12 protein-coding genes are annotated in these 17,673 nt (G+C 72.4%); 6 read left to right on the top strand and 6 right to left on the bottom strand.

Annotated features, from left to right (window positions below):
- Positions 1-26: 26 nt before the first annotated feature.
- The 4 genes from AC0VYM_RS21940 to AC0VYM_RS21925 all read right to left on the bottom strand — a co-directional run bounded on the left by AC0VYM_RS21940 (position 27) and on the right by AC0VYM_RS21925 (position 6,164).
- A complete protein-coding gene (locus AC0VYM_RS21940) occupies positions 27-1,643 on the bottom strand; it encodes a DUF2510 domain-containing protein (protein ID WP_475455103.1) in 1,617 nt (538 codons plus the stop codon).
- Between the two features lie 77 nt (positions 1,644-1,720).
- A complete protein-coding gene (locus AC0VYM_RS21935) occupies positions 1,721-2,320 on the bottom strand; it encodes a hypothetical protein (RefSeq protein ID WP_475455101.1) in 600 nt (199 codons plus the stop codon).
- Between the two features lie 162 nt (positions 2,321-2,482).
- Positions 2,483-4,237, bottom strand: a complete 1,755-nt coding sequence (locus AC0VYM_RS21930) for a substrate-binding domain-containing protein (RefSeq protein ID WP_475455100.1) — start codon at positions 4,235-4,237, stop codon at positions 2,483-2,485.
- Positions 4,238-4,430: 193 nt separating this feature from the next.
- Positions 4,431-6,164: a substrate-binding domain-containing protein gene (locus AC0VYM_RS21925; protein ID WP_475455098.1), complete on the bottom strand. Its 1,734-nt coding sequence runs from the start codon at positions 6,162-6,164 to the stop codon at positions 4,431-4,433.
- Positions 6,165-6,610: 446 nt separating this feature from the next.
- On the opposite strand from AC0VYM_RS21925, the gene AC0VYM_RS21920 reads away from it, so the two are divergent.
- From AC0VYM_RS21920 to AC0VYM_RS21900, 5 genes are all read left to right on the top strand, one after another.
- The gene (locus AC0VYM_RS21920; protein WP_475455096.1) at positions 6,611-7,204 is read left to right on the top strand and encodes a hypothetical protein; all 594 of its coding nucleotides are present in this window, start codon (positions 6,611-6,613) and stop codon (positions 7,202-7,204) included.
- Positions 7,205-7,237: 33 nt separating this feature from the next.
- Positions 7,238-8,080, top strand: coding sequence for a TrmH family RNA methyltransferase (locus tag AC0VYM_RS21915; RefSeq protein ID WP_475455094.1), 843 nt, complete (start codon positions 7,238-7,240; stop codon positions 8,078-8,080).
- Positions 8,081-8,176: 96 nt separating this feature from the next.
- Positions 8,177-9,097, top strand: coding sequence for a 2-hydroxyacid dehydrogenase (locus AC0VYM_RS21910; RefSeq protein WP_475455093.1), 921 nt, complete (start codon positions 8,177-8,179; stop codon positions 9,095-9,097).
- Positions 9,098-9,204: 107 nt separating this feature from the next.
- Positions 9,205-10,944, top strand: a complete 1,740-nt coding sequence (locus tag AC0VYM_RS21905) for a bifunctional 3'-5' exonuclease/DNA polymerase (RefSeq protein ID WP_475455091.1) — start codon at positions 9,205-9,207, stop codon at positions 10,942-10,944.
- Between the two features lie 196 nt (positions 10,945-11,140).
- Positions 11,141-12,319 (top strand): C40 family peptidase, encoded by a 1,179-nt coding sequence (locus AC0VYM_RS21900; protein WP_475455089.1) that lies wholly within the window; start codon positions 11,141-11,143, stop codon positions 12,317-12,319.
- Positions 12,320-12,682: 363 nt separating this feature from the next.
- On the opposite strand, the gene AC0VYM_RS21895 is transcribed toward AC0VYM_RS21900, so the two are convergent.
- On the bottom strand, positions 12,683-14,491 hold the full coding sequence (locus AC0VYM_RS21895; RefSeq protein WP_475455087.1) for a gamma-glutamyltransferase family protein: 1,809 nt from the start codon (positions 14,489-14,491) through the stop codon (positions 12,683-12,685).
- A gap of 292 nt (positions 14,492-14,783) precedes the next feature.
- A complete protein-coding gene (locus AC0VYM_RS21890; protein ID WP_475455085.1) occupies positions 14,784-16,367 on the bottom strand; it encodes a hypothetical protein in 1,584 nt (527 codons plus the stop codon).
- A gap of 313 nt (positions 16,368-16,680) precedes the next feature.
- Here AC0VYM_RS21890 and AC0VYM_RS21885 point away from each other — a divergent pair, with 313 nt between their 5' ends.
- Entirely contained in the window at positions 16,681-17,652 is a 972-nt protein-coding gene (locus AC0VYM_RS21885; protein WP_475455083.1) for a glycerophosphodiester phosphodiesterase, read from the top strand.
- Positions 17,653-17,673: the final 21 nt, after the last annotated feature.

The raw sequence follows: 17,673 nt of genomic DNA, 5'->3' as shown, positions 1-17,673 counted from the left end.
CGGCCCACCGCCCCCGTGACGGGTTCTCAGTCCCAGATGAACGGGTCGGACTCGCCCTGGGGGAGACCCAGGTCGAAGATGTCGTACATCCAGTCCCACACGTCCCAGAACTGGAGGTAGAGCATCACCAGGATGATCAGGGGGATCAGGACGAAGAAGAAGCAGCCGCAACCGCAGCCGCGCTTCTTCCTGGGCGGCTTGGGGGGCGCAGGCGGCGGGCCGTACGCGTTGGGCGGACCGCCGTAGGGGTTGCCGCCGCGCGGACCTCCGGGAGGCGGACCTCCTGGAGGCGGACCCCAGGGGGCACCTCCGGGCGGCGGGCCACCCGGGCCACCGGGGCCGGGAGGACCGGCCATGGGGCCGCGCGGGCCGCCGGGAGGCGGACCGAACTGCTGGGGCGGCGGACCCTGCGGAGGCATCGGGGGCCGGTTGCCCATCGGCGGCGGGTATCCGCCGGGCGGACCGAACTGCTGGTGCGGGGGGAAGCCCTGCTGGGGACCGGTCGGCGGCTGGGGCGGGCCCGACTGCTGGGGGCCGGTCGGCGGACGGTGCCCGGGGAAGGCACCGGGTTGCGGGCCGGACGGGGGCTGGGCGACGAAGCCGGGCTGCGGACCCGACGGGGGCTGCGGCTGGCCCGGGTTCTGGGGGGTCCAACCGGCGGGGGGCGCACCGGCGTCGGCGGGGTTGGCAGCGGGGGCGTTCCTGGCGGCCTCCTCGGCTCGCCTGCGCTCCTCCTCCGCCTGCTTCTGGGTCTCCTCGGCCTGCTTCCTGGCCTCCGCCTCGCGGAGGACCCGCTCCTCCTCGCGCTTCTTGGCGGCCTCCTCCTCGGCGTGGCGGCGCTGCTCCTTGCGCTCCTCGGACAGGTCGGCCCACCCCTCCTTGAGGTTGCCGAGGAATCCCTTGAACTTGCCGCTCCTGGGGTCCTCGTCGGAGCCGCCGGAGAACATCGGGTCGTTCGGGTCGAAGACCGCGGTGCCGCCGGGGGAACCTCCCGGAGTGAACACGGCGGTGCCCGGGGTCTCGCCGACGGTGTTGGGGTCGAACACGGCGGTGCCCGGCGTCTCACCGATGGTGTTGGGGTCGAAGACCGCCGTGCGGGGAGCCTCACCGGACAGGTCGGCCGTGGGGATTTCGTCGTTGGTGAGGTCCGCCGTGGGCAGCTCGTCCTCGGAACCGGGAAGGTCGGAGGGGTTCACCCGCATCGTGGCGCCGCCCATGTCGGCGGTCGCTTCGTCGTCCGGAGACTGGGCCCACGAGGGGTTGATGCGCATCGTGCCGGGTTCGTCGCCGACCGGGGTGGGGGAGGGAGGCGACTGGTTGACGCGGACGGTGCTGGGGTCCTCGGGGGGTGCGGGGTCAGGGGTGCGCCGGGCCCACGAGGGGTCGATGCGCATGGTGCTCGGATCGTCGTCGATCGGCGTCGGGGCGCTCGTCCCCAGCCGGACCGTTCCCTCGTCGTCCTCGGAGGAGGAGGGGCCCCCGTCCTGGCCCAGATCGGTGGTGGCGGCTTCCTCGTCGGAGCCGGCCTGGAGCTCGCTCAGTGAACGGGTATGCCTCGTCCACTCGTCACCGTTCCACCATCTGAGCGTCTGCGCGTCGCCCTGTGGGTCGGCGTACCAACCCGGCTCGATAGATCCACCCATGGGCGACAGACTAAGGGGTTGCGGAGCCGTACTTGACCAGTGGTATCCGAATCTCCACGAGGCCTCCGTCTGCGTGTCTACGTGGTCACGGAGGGTCGCGGTTCGAGGGTGAGGGGCTCGGTCAGCACGTGCTCGGGATTCACCCGTCCGGGGGCGGTCGACAGGGATCCCGGGACCTGGTCGTGCCCGAAGTGCCCGCCCTTGGCCCACACGCGGGTCCGTTCCTCAGGCCGGTTCACCGGCCACAGGCCGGGCGGTCCGGCGGGCCAGCTCCTGGGCACGCCCCACGACTCCAGCCACTCCAGGATCGCCCCCAGGCCGAGGAGCGGACCGTCGGTGAACGGCTCCCGTTCCAGTGACACCACGGCGACCACCACGCAGACCCGTCCCTCGTCTCCGTGGTCCAGGAACCGGTCGAACCGGTCGGTGCGGCCCAGGGGGAGGTCGCTGCGCCGGGTGGCGGCCAGGGCCTGGGCCACCGCGCCGGTGCGCGGGTTCCACACCAGGTGGGCGGCCGTGCCCTCCCGGACCAGCCGGACCGCCTCCTCACGCGCCGACCACACGTCCGGGTCCGTTCCGGTCACGGTCCAGACGGCCCGGGGCGCGCCGGTCCCCGCGGCCGTGCGTGCGGGCGCGCCCTCGATCCTCTCGGCACCGGCCATCCACGCCTTCGCCATGGCACTCCCCAATCCGACCGCGGTGGGTCTCCGACCCGTCGATCCGGGCGCAGGAGGCGACGGGTCCCCGAATCCGGGCCCTTCCCGTGGTACGCCACCGGGAGTGGGAAGTCCATAGCGGACGGTGGGTGGACAGGTACATGTCACCTTCCGTTCCGGGCCCTACTCGTCCTCGTCCCCGACGATGCGCAGTGAGAAGGCCTGGAGGAAGATGTCCCCGATCTCGGTCGGGTCCTCGGTCATGTACGCGGCGCCGCCGGTGGCCGCCGCGATCTGCTGGAGCGGCTCCAGGTTCCGCACGTCCGGGCCGAAGGCGATCGTGATGATCGGGATCGGCCGCGAGGGGCTCGACATGGACTCCAGTTGGGACATCAGTTCGTCGAGTTCCATGCCCCCGGGGTTGTCGTCGTCCCCGTCGGTGAGCATGAGGATCACGTTGGTCCGGTCGGGCCGGTAGGTGCGCGACATCTCCTGGTACGCGGCCAGGTAGGTCTCGTACAGCGCGGTGTCGCCCTCGGGCAGCGGCTGCATCCCCTGGAGCGCGGCTCCCAGCACGTCCCGGTGCTCGTTCCCGGAGTCGTCGGTGGCCTGGAGCTCCCGGATCGGGGCGACCTCCTGGTAGTGGAGGTTGTTGTTGACGTTGGTGGAGAACTCCCACAGGCCCAGCTCGGAGCTGTCGGAGAACATCTGGAGGCCCTCGGCGGAGGCGGCCCCGGCCACCTGCATGCGGGTGAGCCCGGTACCGGGCACCTCGGCCAGCATCGACCCCGAGACGTCGACGATGGTCAGCACGCGGGAGTCCATCTTCAGCTGGTTCCAGAAGCGGGTCAGCTCGGTGATGGAGCCCTCGGAGGGCGCGGGCAGTTCCGTGGGCTCCTCCGCGCGGAACCCGGCGTCCCCGGTCAGCACGCCGTCGTCGAGCTGCCCCTCGGGTCCGCGGAACCCCTCGTCGAGGAGGCGTTCGGCCGCCTCTTCGGAGCGCACCGACGCCCGGAACACCTCTGCGGCACGGGTGATCTCGCTGTCCTCGCTCCGCACGATGTAGGGGTAGTCGAGGAAGTAGGTGCCGTCGTCGAGGTAGCTGGGCTGCGCGGCGGCGTCGGCGTGGGCCGTGTTGTACCGCCACACGGACTGTTCGGACATCACCATCACGGGCGGGGCCTCCGCGCTGCCCCCGCTCAGGGCGAGGAAGGCGGAGTCCTCGTCGGCGGAGGCGCCCCGGTGCAGGGACTGGAGCGCGGCGGTCATGTGCGCGTTGAAGGAGTCGGCGTCCGGGCTGGCCTCCTCCAGGGCGCCGTTGAGCAGGTAGAGGGTGGCCAGACCGCTGGAGCTGCGCGTCGGGTCGACCACGCGGACGACCCGGTCGGTCTCCTCGCCCGGGGCGGCGGTGGGGACCACGTCGGTCCAGGTGGTCCCCTCCCGGTCCTCGGCGAACTCCGCGAGTTCGGCCACCACCAGTGGGCTGCGGGCGACGGAGGTGCCGGTCTCGGTGATGACGGCGTCCCCGGCCTGGCTCTGGACCAGGCGCGGCCACACGGAGGAGTCGGGGATCCACACGTGGGAGTCGGTGTCACCGCTGGTGGCGCCGGAGCCGGTGATCTGGAAGGCGACGTCGGCGGAGTCGGCCTCACGCACGCTGGCGCGCACGCAGCGGTTGTCCACGGTGTGCTCTTCGGCGTTGAAGTCGCCGGCGACGTCGGCCAGGGCGGGGGCCAGCTCGGGGCTGACCGCCACGTTCAGTTCGATGTCGGAGCCGCCGCAGCCGTCGCCCTGACCGAACATGTACACACCCGCCACGGCGAGCCCGACCACTATCACCATCGCTGCGGCGAGGGCGGCCACGGCCCCGCCGCGTCCTCGGCGGCGTCTGCTCCGGTCGGAGGGTCCTTCTGCGTACTTTCCGCGGTGACGTCCCACAGCTTTCCTCACGAGGTGGTGTACGGACGGGGTGTCGTACAGGGGGATGGGAGTGTCGGGCGCCCGGTGTTCGCGATACGGGCGAATCCGTGTGTACCGGCCGAGTTCCTGTCTTGCGCGACCTTCTGTGTGTTACCGGTGGGAACGTTACTCAACGCCCCGGGCCGCGCGAACGGGGCCCGGGGCGGACGGGTCAGTTGTCGCAGTTGGGGACGCACAGACGCCGGGAGATCGAGCTCAGGAAGATGTCGCCGATCTCGTCCGGGTCCTCGGTCACGAAGGACGAACCGCTGGTCGCCCGAGCGATCTCGGCCAGCTCCGGGCCGTCCGCCTGCTCCCCGAAGGCGATGATGAACATCGTGACGGGGCGCTGCGGGTCGAACCGGTCCTGGAGGGCGGCGACCAGCTCCTGGTGGGAGAGGTCGCTGGTTCCCTCGTCCTGTCCCGCGGTCAGCAGGATGACGCTGTTGATCTTGTCCTCGTGGTAGTCGTCCTGGACCTCGTCGTAGGCGGCCAGGATGTTGTCGTACAGGCGCGACCCGCCGCCCTCGACCTCCAGTTCCTCGGCCACCCGCACCAGTTCCTGGCGTCGGGTGACGTCGCCGTCGTCGCCGGCGCCCAGCGGGTGCATGTCCGCCGCCCTGTCGCGGCCCTCGTCACCGAACTCCTCCGACATCAGCCACAGGCCCATGTCCGTCTCGTCGGGGAACAGGCCCAGGCCCATCAGCGCCGCCTGCTGGGCGACCTCGACACGCCGCGGACCGCCGTTGAGGTCGTCCGCCATGTTCTGGGAGGTGTCGGCCAGCACGAGCGTGCGGGACGGCATGGAGAGCCGGTTCCAGTCGGTGACCGAGGCCAGCAGGGCGTCGCCGGTCAGGTCGTCCCCGACGGGCGGCTGCTCCGCGATGATCCCGGGCCGATCGGCCAGGACCGGGGCGGCCTCGCCGCCGGGGTCGCGGAAGCCCAGTTCGCGCAGGCTCTGCCGGTGCTCGCTGCCCCGGACGACCTCGTACAGGTCCGCCGCCGCGGCCTGGAGCTCCGCGTTCTCCGTGGTGGTCACGTACGGGTAGTCCAGGTTGACCGTGCCCTCGCTGACGTAGTGCGCCTGGAGCGCGGGCGCGGAGTCGGCGCGGCGTTCGTTGTAGTCCACCACGGCCTGCTCGGGGACGGCGATCACCGGGTCCACCCGGTCGTTGGAGGCGGCGGATCCGGTGAAGACGTTGGTGAGGTCGATCTCCCCGAAGGCGCTGTCCAGCTGGACGTCGCGCACGAAGTCGGTCATGGCGGTGTCGGCGGTGTCCCCGGAGCCCAGGTGCTCGCGGATCGCGCGCATCACCGTCATGCCGTCGGCGCCCCGGTTGGGGTCGACCATCACCACGGGGCGGTCCGGCTCGCGTTCGTCGGGCAGCAGCATGCTCCAGCTGGCGTCGTCCTGGTCCGGCATGCCCTCGGTGTCCGGGGGAGCGGCGAGCACGACCGGTGAGCTGGCCAGCGAGGGCGGGTCGGTCTCGATCCCGTGCGCCCCTCCGTCGGAGACCCGGGCCAGCTCGACCCAGGCGGAGGACTCCGGAACCCAGACGTGCGGGGCGATGGTGGAGTCACCGGGCTGGCCGCCGGTCAGGGCCGCCATGATCCGGTGGGGTGCGATCTCGTCGACCTGTGCGAACACGCACGCGTCGCCGTAGCCGGGCCGCTCCGCGTTGAACTCCGTCGCCGCCGCGCGCATCACCGGGGCGACGCTCTGGGTGGTCGAGACCCGCAGGTAGCGGGTCTCGCCGCAGCCCAGGGCGTTCATGGTGACCGGAACGGCGATCGCCGCGACGGCGATGAGGGCGACGACGATCGCGGTGATCCCCAACGGCGACCGCACCACCCTGCGGGTGTTCGCGGCGGTCGGTGAGGGGTGGCGGTGGCGTCCACTGGACACGGGAACTCCGGGGGTGTGGCGGGCTCCGGTCCCGGGGCGGGAGCCTCCCGGGGGCCGGTCTTCAGGGGGCGGTCGCGGGGTTCGGCGCCGGCGCCCGCGGTGGGATCTCTGAGAACCATCGCGGGACGGAGGGCGTCACACACTGTGGATGTGATCGACCGACCGATGGCACACGAACGATTCCTCACCAGGACCTTACTCGTTGGTAATGCGGGAGCGGAAGGGGAGGGGTGGTCCGGCTCACAGCGCCCCGGTGCGGGCCTCCCCAAAGCGCGGGGTGATCGCTTTGTTACGGTGCCCGGCGGGTAGCACCCCTCACTCCCGGCTACCATTGCCCGGTATTCGCTTGACCGATACTTGGCGTCCGTTTGGCCGAGCGCCCCGAGAACGGGGCCTCGCGCGTGGCGGTCGTCCCCCGTGACCAACCAAACCCTGAGGGTTATGGCATGTCCCATTCGCACAGTGACCGTAGGAGCCGAGGCAGTCTCGGCACCGTGCTGCTCGCCGGTGCCTGCTGCACCGGTGCGGTGGCCTACGCCGTGCTGGTCGCCCCCTCGATGCTGCCTCCGCAGGACGTGGAGACCACCAACGTCACGACCCCGGAGGTGCTCGGGAGCGTCATCGAGCCCGAGGAGGACTCGGCCGACCTGGAGGGTCCCGTCGGCCACCTCCGCATCAACGTCAGCGACCGGGGGCTGGCCTGGGTGCAGACCCTCAACTGCACCGGCGACCTGGCCTCCGACCCCGAGCCCTGCGCCGTGATGGCCGAGGCCGCCGCCGAGCTGGCCGGGGATCCGACCGCCGGCGACCCCGAGTCCGGGGCCGACGAGGAGGAGCCCGACCAGGGGGTCTCCGGCGACCAGCTGTTCACCGAGGTCCGCTCGGGCACCGTCTGCACCGACAAGGTGTACGGCCCGCAGGAGGCGGCGATCGAGGGCACCTGGGAGGGCGAGGAGATCGACACCACACTCTCCCGCAAGGGCTCCTGTGAGGAGGCCCGTTGGCAGCGCCTGCGTGCCGTCACGGAGCAGATCGGCTGACCCACCCGGTCCCGCACGGGATAATCGCTGACCATGGATGTCATCAGGGTCAGTGACCCCGCCGACCCGCGTCTGGCCGACTACACCCGGCTGCGCGACGTCAACCTCCGTCGCCACCTGGAGACCGAGCACGGCCTGTTCATGGCCGAGGGCGACAAGGTGATCCGCCGCGCCGCCACCGCCGGGTTCGTCCCCCGCAGCTTCCTGCTCACCGAGCGTCGGGCCCGCGCCCTCGACGACGTCGTCTCCGACTCCGGAGCCCCGCTGTACGTGGTGAGCGAGGAGACCGCCGAACGGCTGGTCGGCTTCGACCTGCACCGGGGCGCGCTCGCCGCCTACCACCGCGCCCCCCTGCCCGCGCTCGACGAGGTCCTGTCCGGTGCCCGGAGCATCGTGGTTCTGGAGGACCTGGTGGACCACACCAACGTCGGGGCGATCTTCCGCAGCGCCGCCGGTCTGGGCGTGGACGCCGTGGTGCTGGCGCCCCGCTGCGCGGACCCCCTCTACCGCAGGTCCGTGAAGGTGTCGATGGGCGCCGTCTTCACCCTGCCCTACACCCGCCTCGACGACTGGTACGGCGGCCTGGACACCCTGCGCGAGGCCGGTTTCGACCTGATGGCCCTCACCCCCGGAGAGGGGTCGCTACCGCTGCGCGAGGCGATGGACGCCCTCGCACCCGACGCCAGGGTGGGGCTGCTGCTCGGTACCGAGGGCGACGGTCTGTCCGCGCGCTGGCTGGAGCGGGCCACCTCCCGCGTCCACATCCCGATGGCCGACCGCGACGTCGACTCGCTCAACGTCACGGCCGCCGCGGCCGTCGCCTGCTACGAGCTCTCGCGCTTCGGCGCCGTGGCGGCGCGGGACCACCGGGTCTGACCGGGAGCCGGGCCGCGCACCCGCCCTCGGCCCCGCACCCGGGCGAGCCCCTAGGGTGTCGGGTGACACGGACCGAGCAGAAGGAGAGCGGGCGACATGGGCGGCCGAGCACTGGTGCAGTGGGAGCAGAACAGGGACAACGCGCCCCGATCGCTCCACGTCGACCTCTACACCGGGGGTCCGGCCCCCGACGAGGGACTGGAGGACGTCACCTTCTACCAGGTGCCCTACGCTCCCTCCACCCAGGGCGTGGACGAACGGCTGGACGTCATCGCGCGCATGCCCGAGCTCAGGGTGGTGCAGCTGGTCTCGGCCGGGTACGAGCAGGTCCTCGACCTCCTGCCGGACCACGTGACCCTGTGCAACGGCCGGGGTCTGCACGACGCCAGTACCGCCGAGCACACGCTCGCGCTCATCCTCGCCTCACAGCGCGACCTGCCCCGGTGGGCGATCGACCAGCGCGAACACCGCTGGGGTTCGGTCCCGCAGCGGTCGTTGGCCGACTCCCGGGTGGTCATCGTCGGCTACGGCAGCATCGGGCAGGCCATCGAGCGGCGCCTGATTCCCTTCGAGACCGAGGTGGTCCGGGTGGCCAGCCGTGCCCGACCGGAGGAGGACGTGCACGGGGTGGACGAACTCCCCGACCTGCTGCCGGGCGCGGACGTGGTCGTCCTGGTCACCCCGCTCACCGAGCGGACGAGGGGCCTGTTCGGCGCGGACGAGTTCGCGCTGCTGCGTGACGACGCCCTGGTGGTCAACGTGGGCCGGGGCGCCGTGATGGACACCGGTGCCCTGCTCGCCCAGAACGGCCGGGTCCGGGCGGCCCTGGACGTCACCGACCCCGAACCGCTTCCGGTCGCCCATCCGCTGTGGGACGCCCCCGGCGTGTACCTCACGCCGCACGTGGCGGGCGGTTCCGCCGCCTTCTACCCCCGCGCTCGCGCCTTCATGGACGCACAGCTCGCCCGCTGGGCCTCCGAGGAGCCCCTGGAGAACGTGGTGCGCCCCGGCGGCTAGGGGCCTGTTCCCCGGACGCCGCGCGGGACGGCGGGTACGGAGCGGACCGCGCCCTCCGGCCCGTGCGGCGGCCGCCGTTTGTCGGTCTCCCGGGGGAGACTGGGCCCATGCGGATCGCGGTGGTCGCCGACGGCGAGGGCGGTGGATGGCTGCGTGAGCTCGGGGAGGGCGCCGCGGCCGCTCCGGCACGCCGGGTGGGAGACCTCGCCGCCGCCGTGCGCGCGATCGAGGAGGGCCGTTCCGGGAGGGACGGGACGGAGGAACCCGTCGCGGAGAGCGGGGGAGGGGACGGCGGGGCCGTGCCCGTCCGGTGGGTCTGGGCGGACACCGGCGACCTCTACCCCGACCTGGTCCGCGCCGGGGTGCGCGTGGCCCGCTGCCACGACGTCGGCCTGACCGAGGCCCTGTTGCTGGGCTACGGGGCCCGGCACTCCGAACCCCACTCCCTGGGCGCGTCCTGGGCCCGCCTGCACGACCTCCCGGTCCCCGACGACCCGGTGCGGCCGCTGGGCGAGGGGACCGCCGCGCAACCCGCGCTGTTCGAGGCCGACCGCTCCACACTCCCGCCCGGCACGGACCGGCTGGCCGCCCTGGTGGAGGTCCACGACGACCAGCGAAGACGGGTCGCTGCGCTGCCCGAACCGGGGCGGATGGCGCTGCTGGTCGCCGTGGAGTCCGCGGGAGCGTTGGCCGCCGTGGAGATGAGCCACGACGGCCTTCCCTGGCGCCCGGACGTCCACGACCGGGTACTCACCGAGATTCTCGGCCCGCGACCGCGTGCGGGTGAGCGCCCGGCGGTCCTCGCCGACCTGGTCACGCGGATCGGGGAGGTCGTCGGCCACGAGGTCAACCCGGACTCGCCCGCGCAGGTCCTCAGGGCGATGGCGTGGGTCGGCCACCCCGTGGAGTCCACCCGGTCCTGGGTCCTGGAGGAGGTGGACCACCCGCTCGTCCCGCTGCTGCTGCGCTACAAGGAGCTCGCCCGCCTGTACTCCGCCAACGGCTGGTCCTGGCTGGAGACCTGGGTGCGCGAGCTCCCCCGCGAGGACGCCGACGGCCCCCGGCTGGGCCGCTTCCAGCCCGACTACGTGGTGGGCGGGGTGGTCTCCGGGCGGTGGGCCACCCGGGGCGGCGGCGCCCTCCAGATCCCCAAGTCGGTCCGCCGGGCCGTGCGGGCCGACCCGGGCTGGGTCCTGGTCCGCGCCGACGCCGGACAGCTCGAACCCCGGGTGCTGGCGGCCGTCTCCGGGGACGCCGCCCTCGCCGCCGCCGCGGCCGAGGAGGACCTGTACGCCCGGCTCGCCGTGCACGTGGGCGACGACCGCGAACGCGCGAAGATCGGCCTGCTCGCCGCCATGTACGGGCAGACCTCCGGCGACGCCGCGCCGCTGCTGGCCACCATGCGCCGCCTCTACCCCCGGGCCCTGGAGTACGTGGACTCCGCCGCCCGCACGGGTGAGGGCGGCGGGATCGTCCGTTCCTGGCTGGGCCGCACCTCTCCCGCCCCGCACGACTGGTCAGCGACGGTCGCCGCCACCGACGGTGACCGCCGACGCCGCGCCCACGGCCGGTTCACCCGCAACTTCGTCGTCCAGGCCACCGCCGCCGAGTGGGCGCTGGTCCTGCTCGCCGCGCTCCGCCAGGAACTCCCCTGGGCCCCCGAAGGCGGCGGGATCGTCTTCTTCGTCCATGACGAGGTGGTCCTGCACGTGCCCGAGGAGCGCGCGGAGGAGACCGTCCGCGCCATCGACCGCGCCCAGGAACGGACCCGCACCATCCTCTTCGGGGACACTCCGGTCCGCTTCCCCCTCTCCGTTTCGGTTACGGACTGTTATGCGGACCTGTGACGCAACGCCGAAAGACGGGATATCCCCAGGGAACGGACAAGCGGCTGATAGGTGGACGTCCGGTATCGGACGGCGTGGGCGTCTTGCAAACGCGACCAGGTGCACCCATTCTTGGACCCGGACCATGTCATCTAAGGCCGTGCGCCGCAGCGCCTCCCCCCGCCCGCCGCGGTCCCAGAAAGGGTGATCGACCCCCGTGCGGAACCGTCTCAGAACATGTGCGGGTACCACGGCCGCCTTCGCGGTCGCCTTCACGGCCCTCGGGGCCGGGCCCGCCTGGGCCGACCCCGTCGTCCAGGACCGGCCTCCCCTCTCCGAACAGCTCTCCCCCGAGTCCGCCACCCCCAGCGGCTCCGCACCCCGCGCGGCCGAATCCCCGACCGAAACCCCCGACGTCGCGGACGTCGCGGAACTCAGGCGCGACACCTACGTCGCGCCCTTCCGTGAGGCGCGCTCCGTCGAGTACTTCGCGGTGTCCCCCGAACGGCTTCCCCGCGAGGTCGTCGACGCCGTCCGCGACATCGACGGCGTGGACGACGTCCTGACCGTCGACGCCGCACGGGTGGAGGTCGACGGCCAGCCCACCTCGGTGCTGGGCGTCAACCCCTCCAGCTTCCGCAACCACGCCCCCCGGCCCTCCGCCGAGTCCGACGAGATCTGGCAGGGGGTCGCGGAGGGCCACGTCGCGCTGTCCAAGGACGTCGGCACCGAACGCGAACTGGACGTCGGCGGCGAGATCACCCTCGCCGGAGGCAACGGCGAGGTCCCCCTGGAGGTGTGGACGCACGCCACCTCCGGCATCGCCGGGATCGACGCCCTCGTCTCCCGCGAACTCGCCCGTGAACTGGGCATGCCCGAGGGCAACGCCCTGGTCGTCTCCGCCCCCGACGCCGACCTGTGGGACCTGCACGAGGAGATGGAGGAGATCCTCGGGGAGGACGCCTCCCTCCAGCTGGTGGCCGACGCTCCCGAACCCCGGGTCGACGGCGACGCCGTGCCCTCCTCGGTGATCGAACGGATCATCGCCAACGCCGAGACCCAGCTCGGTGTCCCCTACGTGTGGGGCGGGACCACCCCCGACGTCGGCTTCGACTGCTCCGGCCTGCTCCAGTGGGCGTTCCAGGAGGAGGGCGTGTCCATCCCGCGCGTCACCCACGACCAGTGGAACGCGGGCGAGCGCGTGGAGTGGGACGACCTCGAACGCGGTGACCTGCTGTTCTGGCGTTCGGACCCGACCGCGCCGGACTACATCTCGCACGTGGCGATCTACCTCGGTGACGGCCAGATGCTGGAGGCGCCGCGCACCGGTCTGGACGTGCGGGTCACCCCCGTGCGCACCGCCAACTACGCGGGCGCGGTGCGCGTGAGCACCTGATCCCCGGCCCGGACCCCGGAAACGGGAAGGGCCGTGGTGCCACCGGGGCGGTGGCACCACGGCCCTTCCTTCTCCATGTCCGAAAAACCGCCGGGAGGGGAAGGCAGGCCTCGGTTAGGAGGGGGGACAGGGCCGCCGCTGAGGGAGGGGGAGACAGCGGTGGTCGGCCCTTGGGTGGTATGGAGTTGTGGCGGGGATTCCACGACCTCGCAGGCCGGGGTCCCGCCGCACAGGTCTACATAAGCAGTGACCGACCGATTTGGCAAGAGGTCCGGTCAAGCCATGCCACTACCCCCAGGCCGCGACAAAGCCCCCTCCTGTCCAGTCGGAGGGGGCTTCCGTACGTTTTCGTCTGCCCGCCGGTCAGCGCCCGGCGGCGTACCCCTGCGCGCCCCGGGGGTCGGCCGCCGCGCGGAGCTCACCGCTCTCCGGGTCCCGGGCGACCGCCGCCAGACGGCCCAGCGACCACTCCTGGGCGACCTGCACCCGGTGGCCCCGGCGTCGGAGGTCGTCGACGACCCCTTCGCCCACGCCCGGCTCCACGACCAGGTCGCCTGGGACGGTCTCGCGGGGGTGGAAGGAGCTGGGGAAGGCGTTGGTGTGGAACATGGGTGTGTCCAGGGCCTCCTGGAGGTCGTCCACGCCGTTGAGCACCCGCACCAGGGCCGTGGTGGTCCACTGGTCCTGCTGGTCACCGCCGGGGGTGCCGATGGCCAGGACCGCCTCGCCGTCCGCACGGGTCACCAGGGTGGGGGAGAGGGTGGTGCGGGGGCGACGGCGCGGTGCCAGCGCGTTGGGCGAGGCCGGGTCGAGCCAGAACATCTGCGCCCGCGTGCCCAGGGGGAACCCGAGTTCGGGGATGAGCGGCGAGCTGCTGAACCAGCCGCCGCTGGGCGTCGCGGAGACCATGTTGCCGTCGGCGTCCACCACGTCCACGTGACAGGTGTCGCCGCGCAGGTCGGTGGGGGTCCGCCCGGCGGCGTCGCGGACGGTGGGCTCGCCGGTGGTGCGGTCGCCCGGGGCCTCCCCGGCCAGGTACACCGGCGCCTCGTAGGGGACGCGGCCGCCGGGCGCACCCGGGTGCGGCTCCAGGTCGGCGCGCCCGTCGCTGATCCCGCGCACCCGCTCGGCGGCGTAGTCGGGGCTGAGCAGGTCCTTCAGCGGGACGTCGACGAACCCGGGGTCGCCGTACCAGCCCTCACGGTCCGCGAAGGCGAGCTTGGCGATCTCGGTGCTCCAGTGCACGAAGTCCGAGCTCACGCCCTGGCGCGCGTCGGTCCCGACCCCGGCCGCCTCGGCCATGCGCAGCTGCTGGAGCATGACGGGTCCCTGGCCCCAGGGTCCCGTCTTGTGCACGGTGTGGGAACCGTAGACGGTGCTGACGGTGTCCTCGTAGGAGGCGCTCCAATCGGCCATGTCCTGTGCGGTCAGCAGGGCCCGCTGGGGCTCGCCGTGGCCGTTCGGGACGGGACGGGAGAGGAACGCGCCGACCGCCTCCGCGACGAAGCCCTGGTACCAGGAACGGCGTGCCGCCTCGATCTGGGCCTCGCGGTCGCCGCCCGCCGCCTCGGCCTCGGAGACCACGCGCCGGTAGGTGGCGGCGAGCGCCGGGTTGCGCAGCCGCGTTCCGGCGGCGGGGGCGGCGCCGTGCGGTAGGTAGACGGCGGCCGAGCCCGCCCAGTGCCGGGAGAACACCGGGGTGAGCGCCTCCAGCGCGGCGGCGATCCTGCCCAGGACGGGGTAGCCGCGTTCGGCCAGGCCGATGGCGTGGTCCAGGACCTCGCGGACGGACATGGTGCCGTGGTCGCGCAGGAGCTGCATCCAGGCGTCGAAGGCCCCGGGGACGGTGGCGGCGAGGACCCCGCTGCCGGGGACACGGTCGAGCCCCAGCTCCTCGAAGGCCCCGATGGTGGCGGCGGCGGGCGAGACGCCCTGGCCGCAGAGCACGCGCGGGGAGCCGCCCCGGGCCTGGAAGACGACGGGGACCTCGCCGCCGGGGCCGTTCAGGTGGGGTTCGACGACCTGGAGGGTGAAGCCCGCGGCGACCGCCGCGTCGAAGGCGTTGCCACCGCGCTCCAGGACGGACATGCCGGTGGCGCTGGCCAACCAGTGGGTGGAGGCGACCATGCCGAAGTCGCCGCGGAGCTGGGGTCGGGTGGTGAATCCGGACATGATCGCAGTCCTCCTGCGGACGGGGGAGGGCGGGTTCGCCGCCCGTCTGGGGGTGTCGCTCCGGGACGGAGGACGGGGCGCCGACCGGTCCTCGGTGGAAACCGGCCGATCGAGGGTGACGGTACAGCATGGATTGACCCGGATGTCGGGTCATCGGGGGTTCGGGACCTTGGTTGTCGGTCGCGGCCGGGAAGGTGTCGGCGGCACGGGCCCCGGGCATCACCGAAGCCCGGCCGTGAACACGTTCGGCTTCACGACCGGGCTTCGGTCAACGCAGGTCAGACGGTGAGGTTCAGGAGTTCTCCACCGGGATGGACCACGGCAGGGAGTCCCAGAGTTCCGCCCATTCCTCGGCGCCCACGGGGTCCGTCACCGGACCGGTCCCGGTGGCGTCGTGACTCATCCTCCGGACCTCGTCCATCGAGCTGGACATGCTCCGGTCGTTCTCCTGGGCGAGCTCACCGATGATCCCGGAGACCTCCGCGAGGACCCCCTCGACCTCGGCGGGCTCCATGCCGAACCGCTCCGCGCAGTCGTTGGTGGCGACCGCCTTGTCGCCCTCGTCGCCGTAGTACCAGACCGTGGCCAGCAGACGGTCGCGCTCGGCGTCGTTGAGGTCGGACCCGGACAGCGCCCGCTCGACGAGCGCGCCGCTGGTTCCGGTCATCCGAGCGGTGTCGAGCTCGGACTCGCCGGAGCCGAAGTCGACGAAGTGTTCGGTCAGGCAGGTCTTGACCTCACGCGAGGAGACGTTCTCGGGGAGGCCGGCCTGGTCCGGGGACGCGGCCTCCTCCTGGGTCGGAGCCTCGTCGACGACCGGGGTCGTCTCGGCGGTGGCCTCCTCGACCGGGGCCTCCTCGATCGGGGTGATCTCGTCGAGCTCGGCGCCGTCGACCACCTCCTCGTCCACGGGGGCCTGCTCCTGGGTCGGAGCCTCCTCGGCGGGAGCCTCCGCGACGGGGGTCTCCTCCACGGGCGCCTCTTCGACGGGAGCCTCCGCGCCCGGGGCTTCCTCGGCCGGGGTCTCCGCTGCGGGAGTCTCCTCGGCCGGTGCGGCCTCGGCGGGAGCCTCCTCGACCGGAGCCTCCTGAGCCGGAACCTCCGCAACAGGGGCCTCCTCAGCTGGGGCTTCCTCAGCCGGGGCCTCCGCTGCGGGGGCCTCCTCGGCCGGTGCGGCCTCGGCGGGAGCTTCCACGGCCGGGGCCTCCTCCACGGGGGCTTCCTCGCTGGGCGCCACGTCGGCGGCGTCCCCGGCCGGGGGGTCCGCCTCGGCCGCGACGGCACTGGCGTCCTCGGCGGCCGGTGCCTCCGTCTCGGCCTGCGGCGCCGTCTCGTCGATGACACCCTCCGCGAGCTTCACCAGCTCCGCGCGCTCCCAGCGCTCCGGCTGGAGGTGCGTGGCGACGGCGACACCCGGGCTCTCCACCCAGAAGAGGTCGCCGGTCTCCTCGGACAGGTACGCGCCGTGCTCGAACGACCCTCCCGCCGGGACCTCCTCCAGGGAGCTGGCCGAAAGGTGGCTGTACCGGGTCTCGCGGACGTCCTCCAGGTCCTGGAGGCGGTCCGAGCGCAGGACGGAGACCCGGCCGTACAGCTGGTCCGGTCCCTGCACCCACGAGAGCTGGGACTGGCTGTTGCCCTGACGGTCCGTCGTGGACGTGGCGTTGATGCCGTACCGCTCCAGACCGGCGGGCAGGTAGGTGATCTCGAACCCGTCGATGCTGAAGGTGGACACCCCCTGCCGCACGACCGGCCAGCTGAGCGTCCCCGTGTTCTCGTCGTCCGCCGCTGCGGGTCCGGCGAGGCCGATCAGCCCCGTCGTGGAGATCGCGGCGGCACTGAAGAGCGCGACCCACCTCGTGTGGTGCTTGCGCATGAGAGTTCCTTCCCATCGACTACTACACGTGATGTTTACAGGACTCTCTGTGATTATGGAGGGGGCTTACAGTCAAAAATCGGACATGAAGCGATCAATTGCCTACATGGGGTGAGATTGAAGCGTGGGGTTCCCGTGGCCCGAGGGGCGCGGACCCACCAGAAGATGGGCGTCGGATCACCGGCTGCTCCGCGCGTGGTCACCGTCCGGTCACCAGGCGCACTCACCCTGAGGTAGCAGTCGGCCAGTCCACGCGTACTTGGGAGGCCCGGTGCACCAGCGCATCGGATTCGTAGTCGGAGCCGTATCACTCATGTTGGCCCTGGGATCGAGCCCCGTGCTCGCCGTCCCCGCCACCGCGTCCGCGGAGGCGGTGACGGTCACCAAGGCCGCGACGGCGCAGCGGGTGACCCCCGGCGCCAGTGTTCTTCCGTCCCAGCAGTCGTCACAGAACCGCCCCCTCATCGCCGTCGCCCACCGGGGCGCATCCGGACACGCGCCCGAGAACACCCTCGCGGCGATCGACGAGGCACACCGCCTCGGCGCGGAGACCGTGGAGGTGGACGTCCAGCTCACCTCGGACGACCAGCTGATCCTCATGCACGACACCCGGCTCGACCGCACCACGAACGTCGCCGAGGTCTTCCCGGGCCGCGCGCCCTACGACGTCGGTGACTTCACGCTGGCGGAGATCCGCCGTCTCGACGCCGGTTCGTCCTTCGACGACGCGTTCGCCGGTGAACCCGTTCCGCTCCTCAGCCAGGCCCTGAACCGCCTGAAGAGGCACAGGATGAACCTCCTCCTGGAGGTCAAGGAGCCGTCCCTGTACCCGGGCATCGAGAACCGGATCGCGGACGAACTGGCCCGGCATCCCTACTGGCTGATGCCCAACGGGCCCGACCAGCCCCACCGGCTCGTGGTGCAGAGCTTCGACTGGGAGTCCACGGAGCGCTCGAAGGAGATCCTGCCCGCGCTGCCGCACGCGCTGCTCGGCAAGGTCCCGGAGTCGCGGATCGCCGAGTTCGACTGGGCGCACATGATCAACCCGAACCACACCACGATCGACGCCGCCTACGTCGACCGCGTGCACGACGCGGGCCTGGACATCATGCCCTACACGATCAACGACACCCAGGTGATGGGGCGGGTCCTGGAGATGGGCGTGGACGGCTTCATCACGGACTACCCGGACCGCGGCCAGCAGGCCATCGAGGAGTTCCTCAACGCCTCGGCCTCCGCCAGGGAGCCCGAGGCGGAGCCGGTCGGGGCGCCCGCGGGCGACTGACCCGTACCGACGGACGGACCC

The organism is Nocardiopsis sp. iso_237, assembly GCF_056173345.1.
This window is presented reverse-complemented; position numbering and strand designations above follow the sequence as displayed.

Coding starts and splice junctions, on each gene's coding strand:
- AC0VYM_RS21940 (WP_475455103.1), bottom strand. CDS start 1,643: ATGGGTGGATCTATCGAGCCGGGTTGGTACGCCGACCCACAGGGCGAC.
- AC0VYM_RS21935 (WP_475455101.1), bottom strand. CDS start 2,320: ATGGCGAAGGCGTGGATGGCCGGTGCCGAGAGGATCGAGGGCGCGCCC.
- AC0VYM_RS21920 (WP_475455096.1), top strand. CDS start 6,611: ATGTCCCATTCGCACAGTGACCGTAGGAGCCGAGGCAGTCTCGGCACC.
- AC0VYM_RS21915 (WP_475455094.1), top strand. CDS start 7,238: ATGGATGTCATCAGGGTCAGTGACCCCGCCGACCCGCGTCTGGCCGAC.
- AC0VYM_RS21910 (WP_475455093.1), top strand. CDS start 8,177: ATGGGCGGCCGAGCACTGGTGCAGTGGGAGCAGAACAGGGACAACGCG.
- AC0VYM_RS21905 (WP_475455091.1), top strand. CDS start 9,205: ATGCGGATCGCGGTGGTCGCCGACGGCGAGGGCGGTGGATGGCTGCGT.
- AC0VYM_RS21895 (WP_475455087.1), bottom strand. CDS start 14,491: ATGTCCGGATTCACCACCCGACCCCAGCTCCGCGGCGACTTCGGCATG.
- AC0VYM_RS21890 (WP_475455085.1), bottom strand. CDS start 16,367: ATGCGCAAGCACCACACGAGGTGGGTCGCGCTCTTCAGTGCCGCCGCG.
- AC0VYM_RS21885 (WP_475455083.1), top strand. CDS start 16,681: ATGTTGGCCCTGGGATCGAGCCCCGTGCTCGCCGTCCCCGCCACCGCG.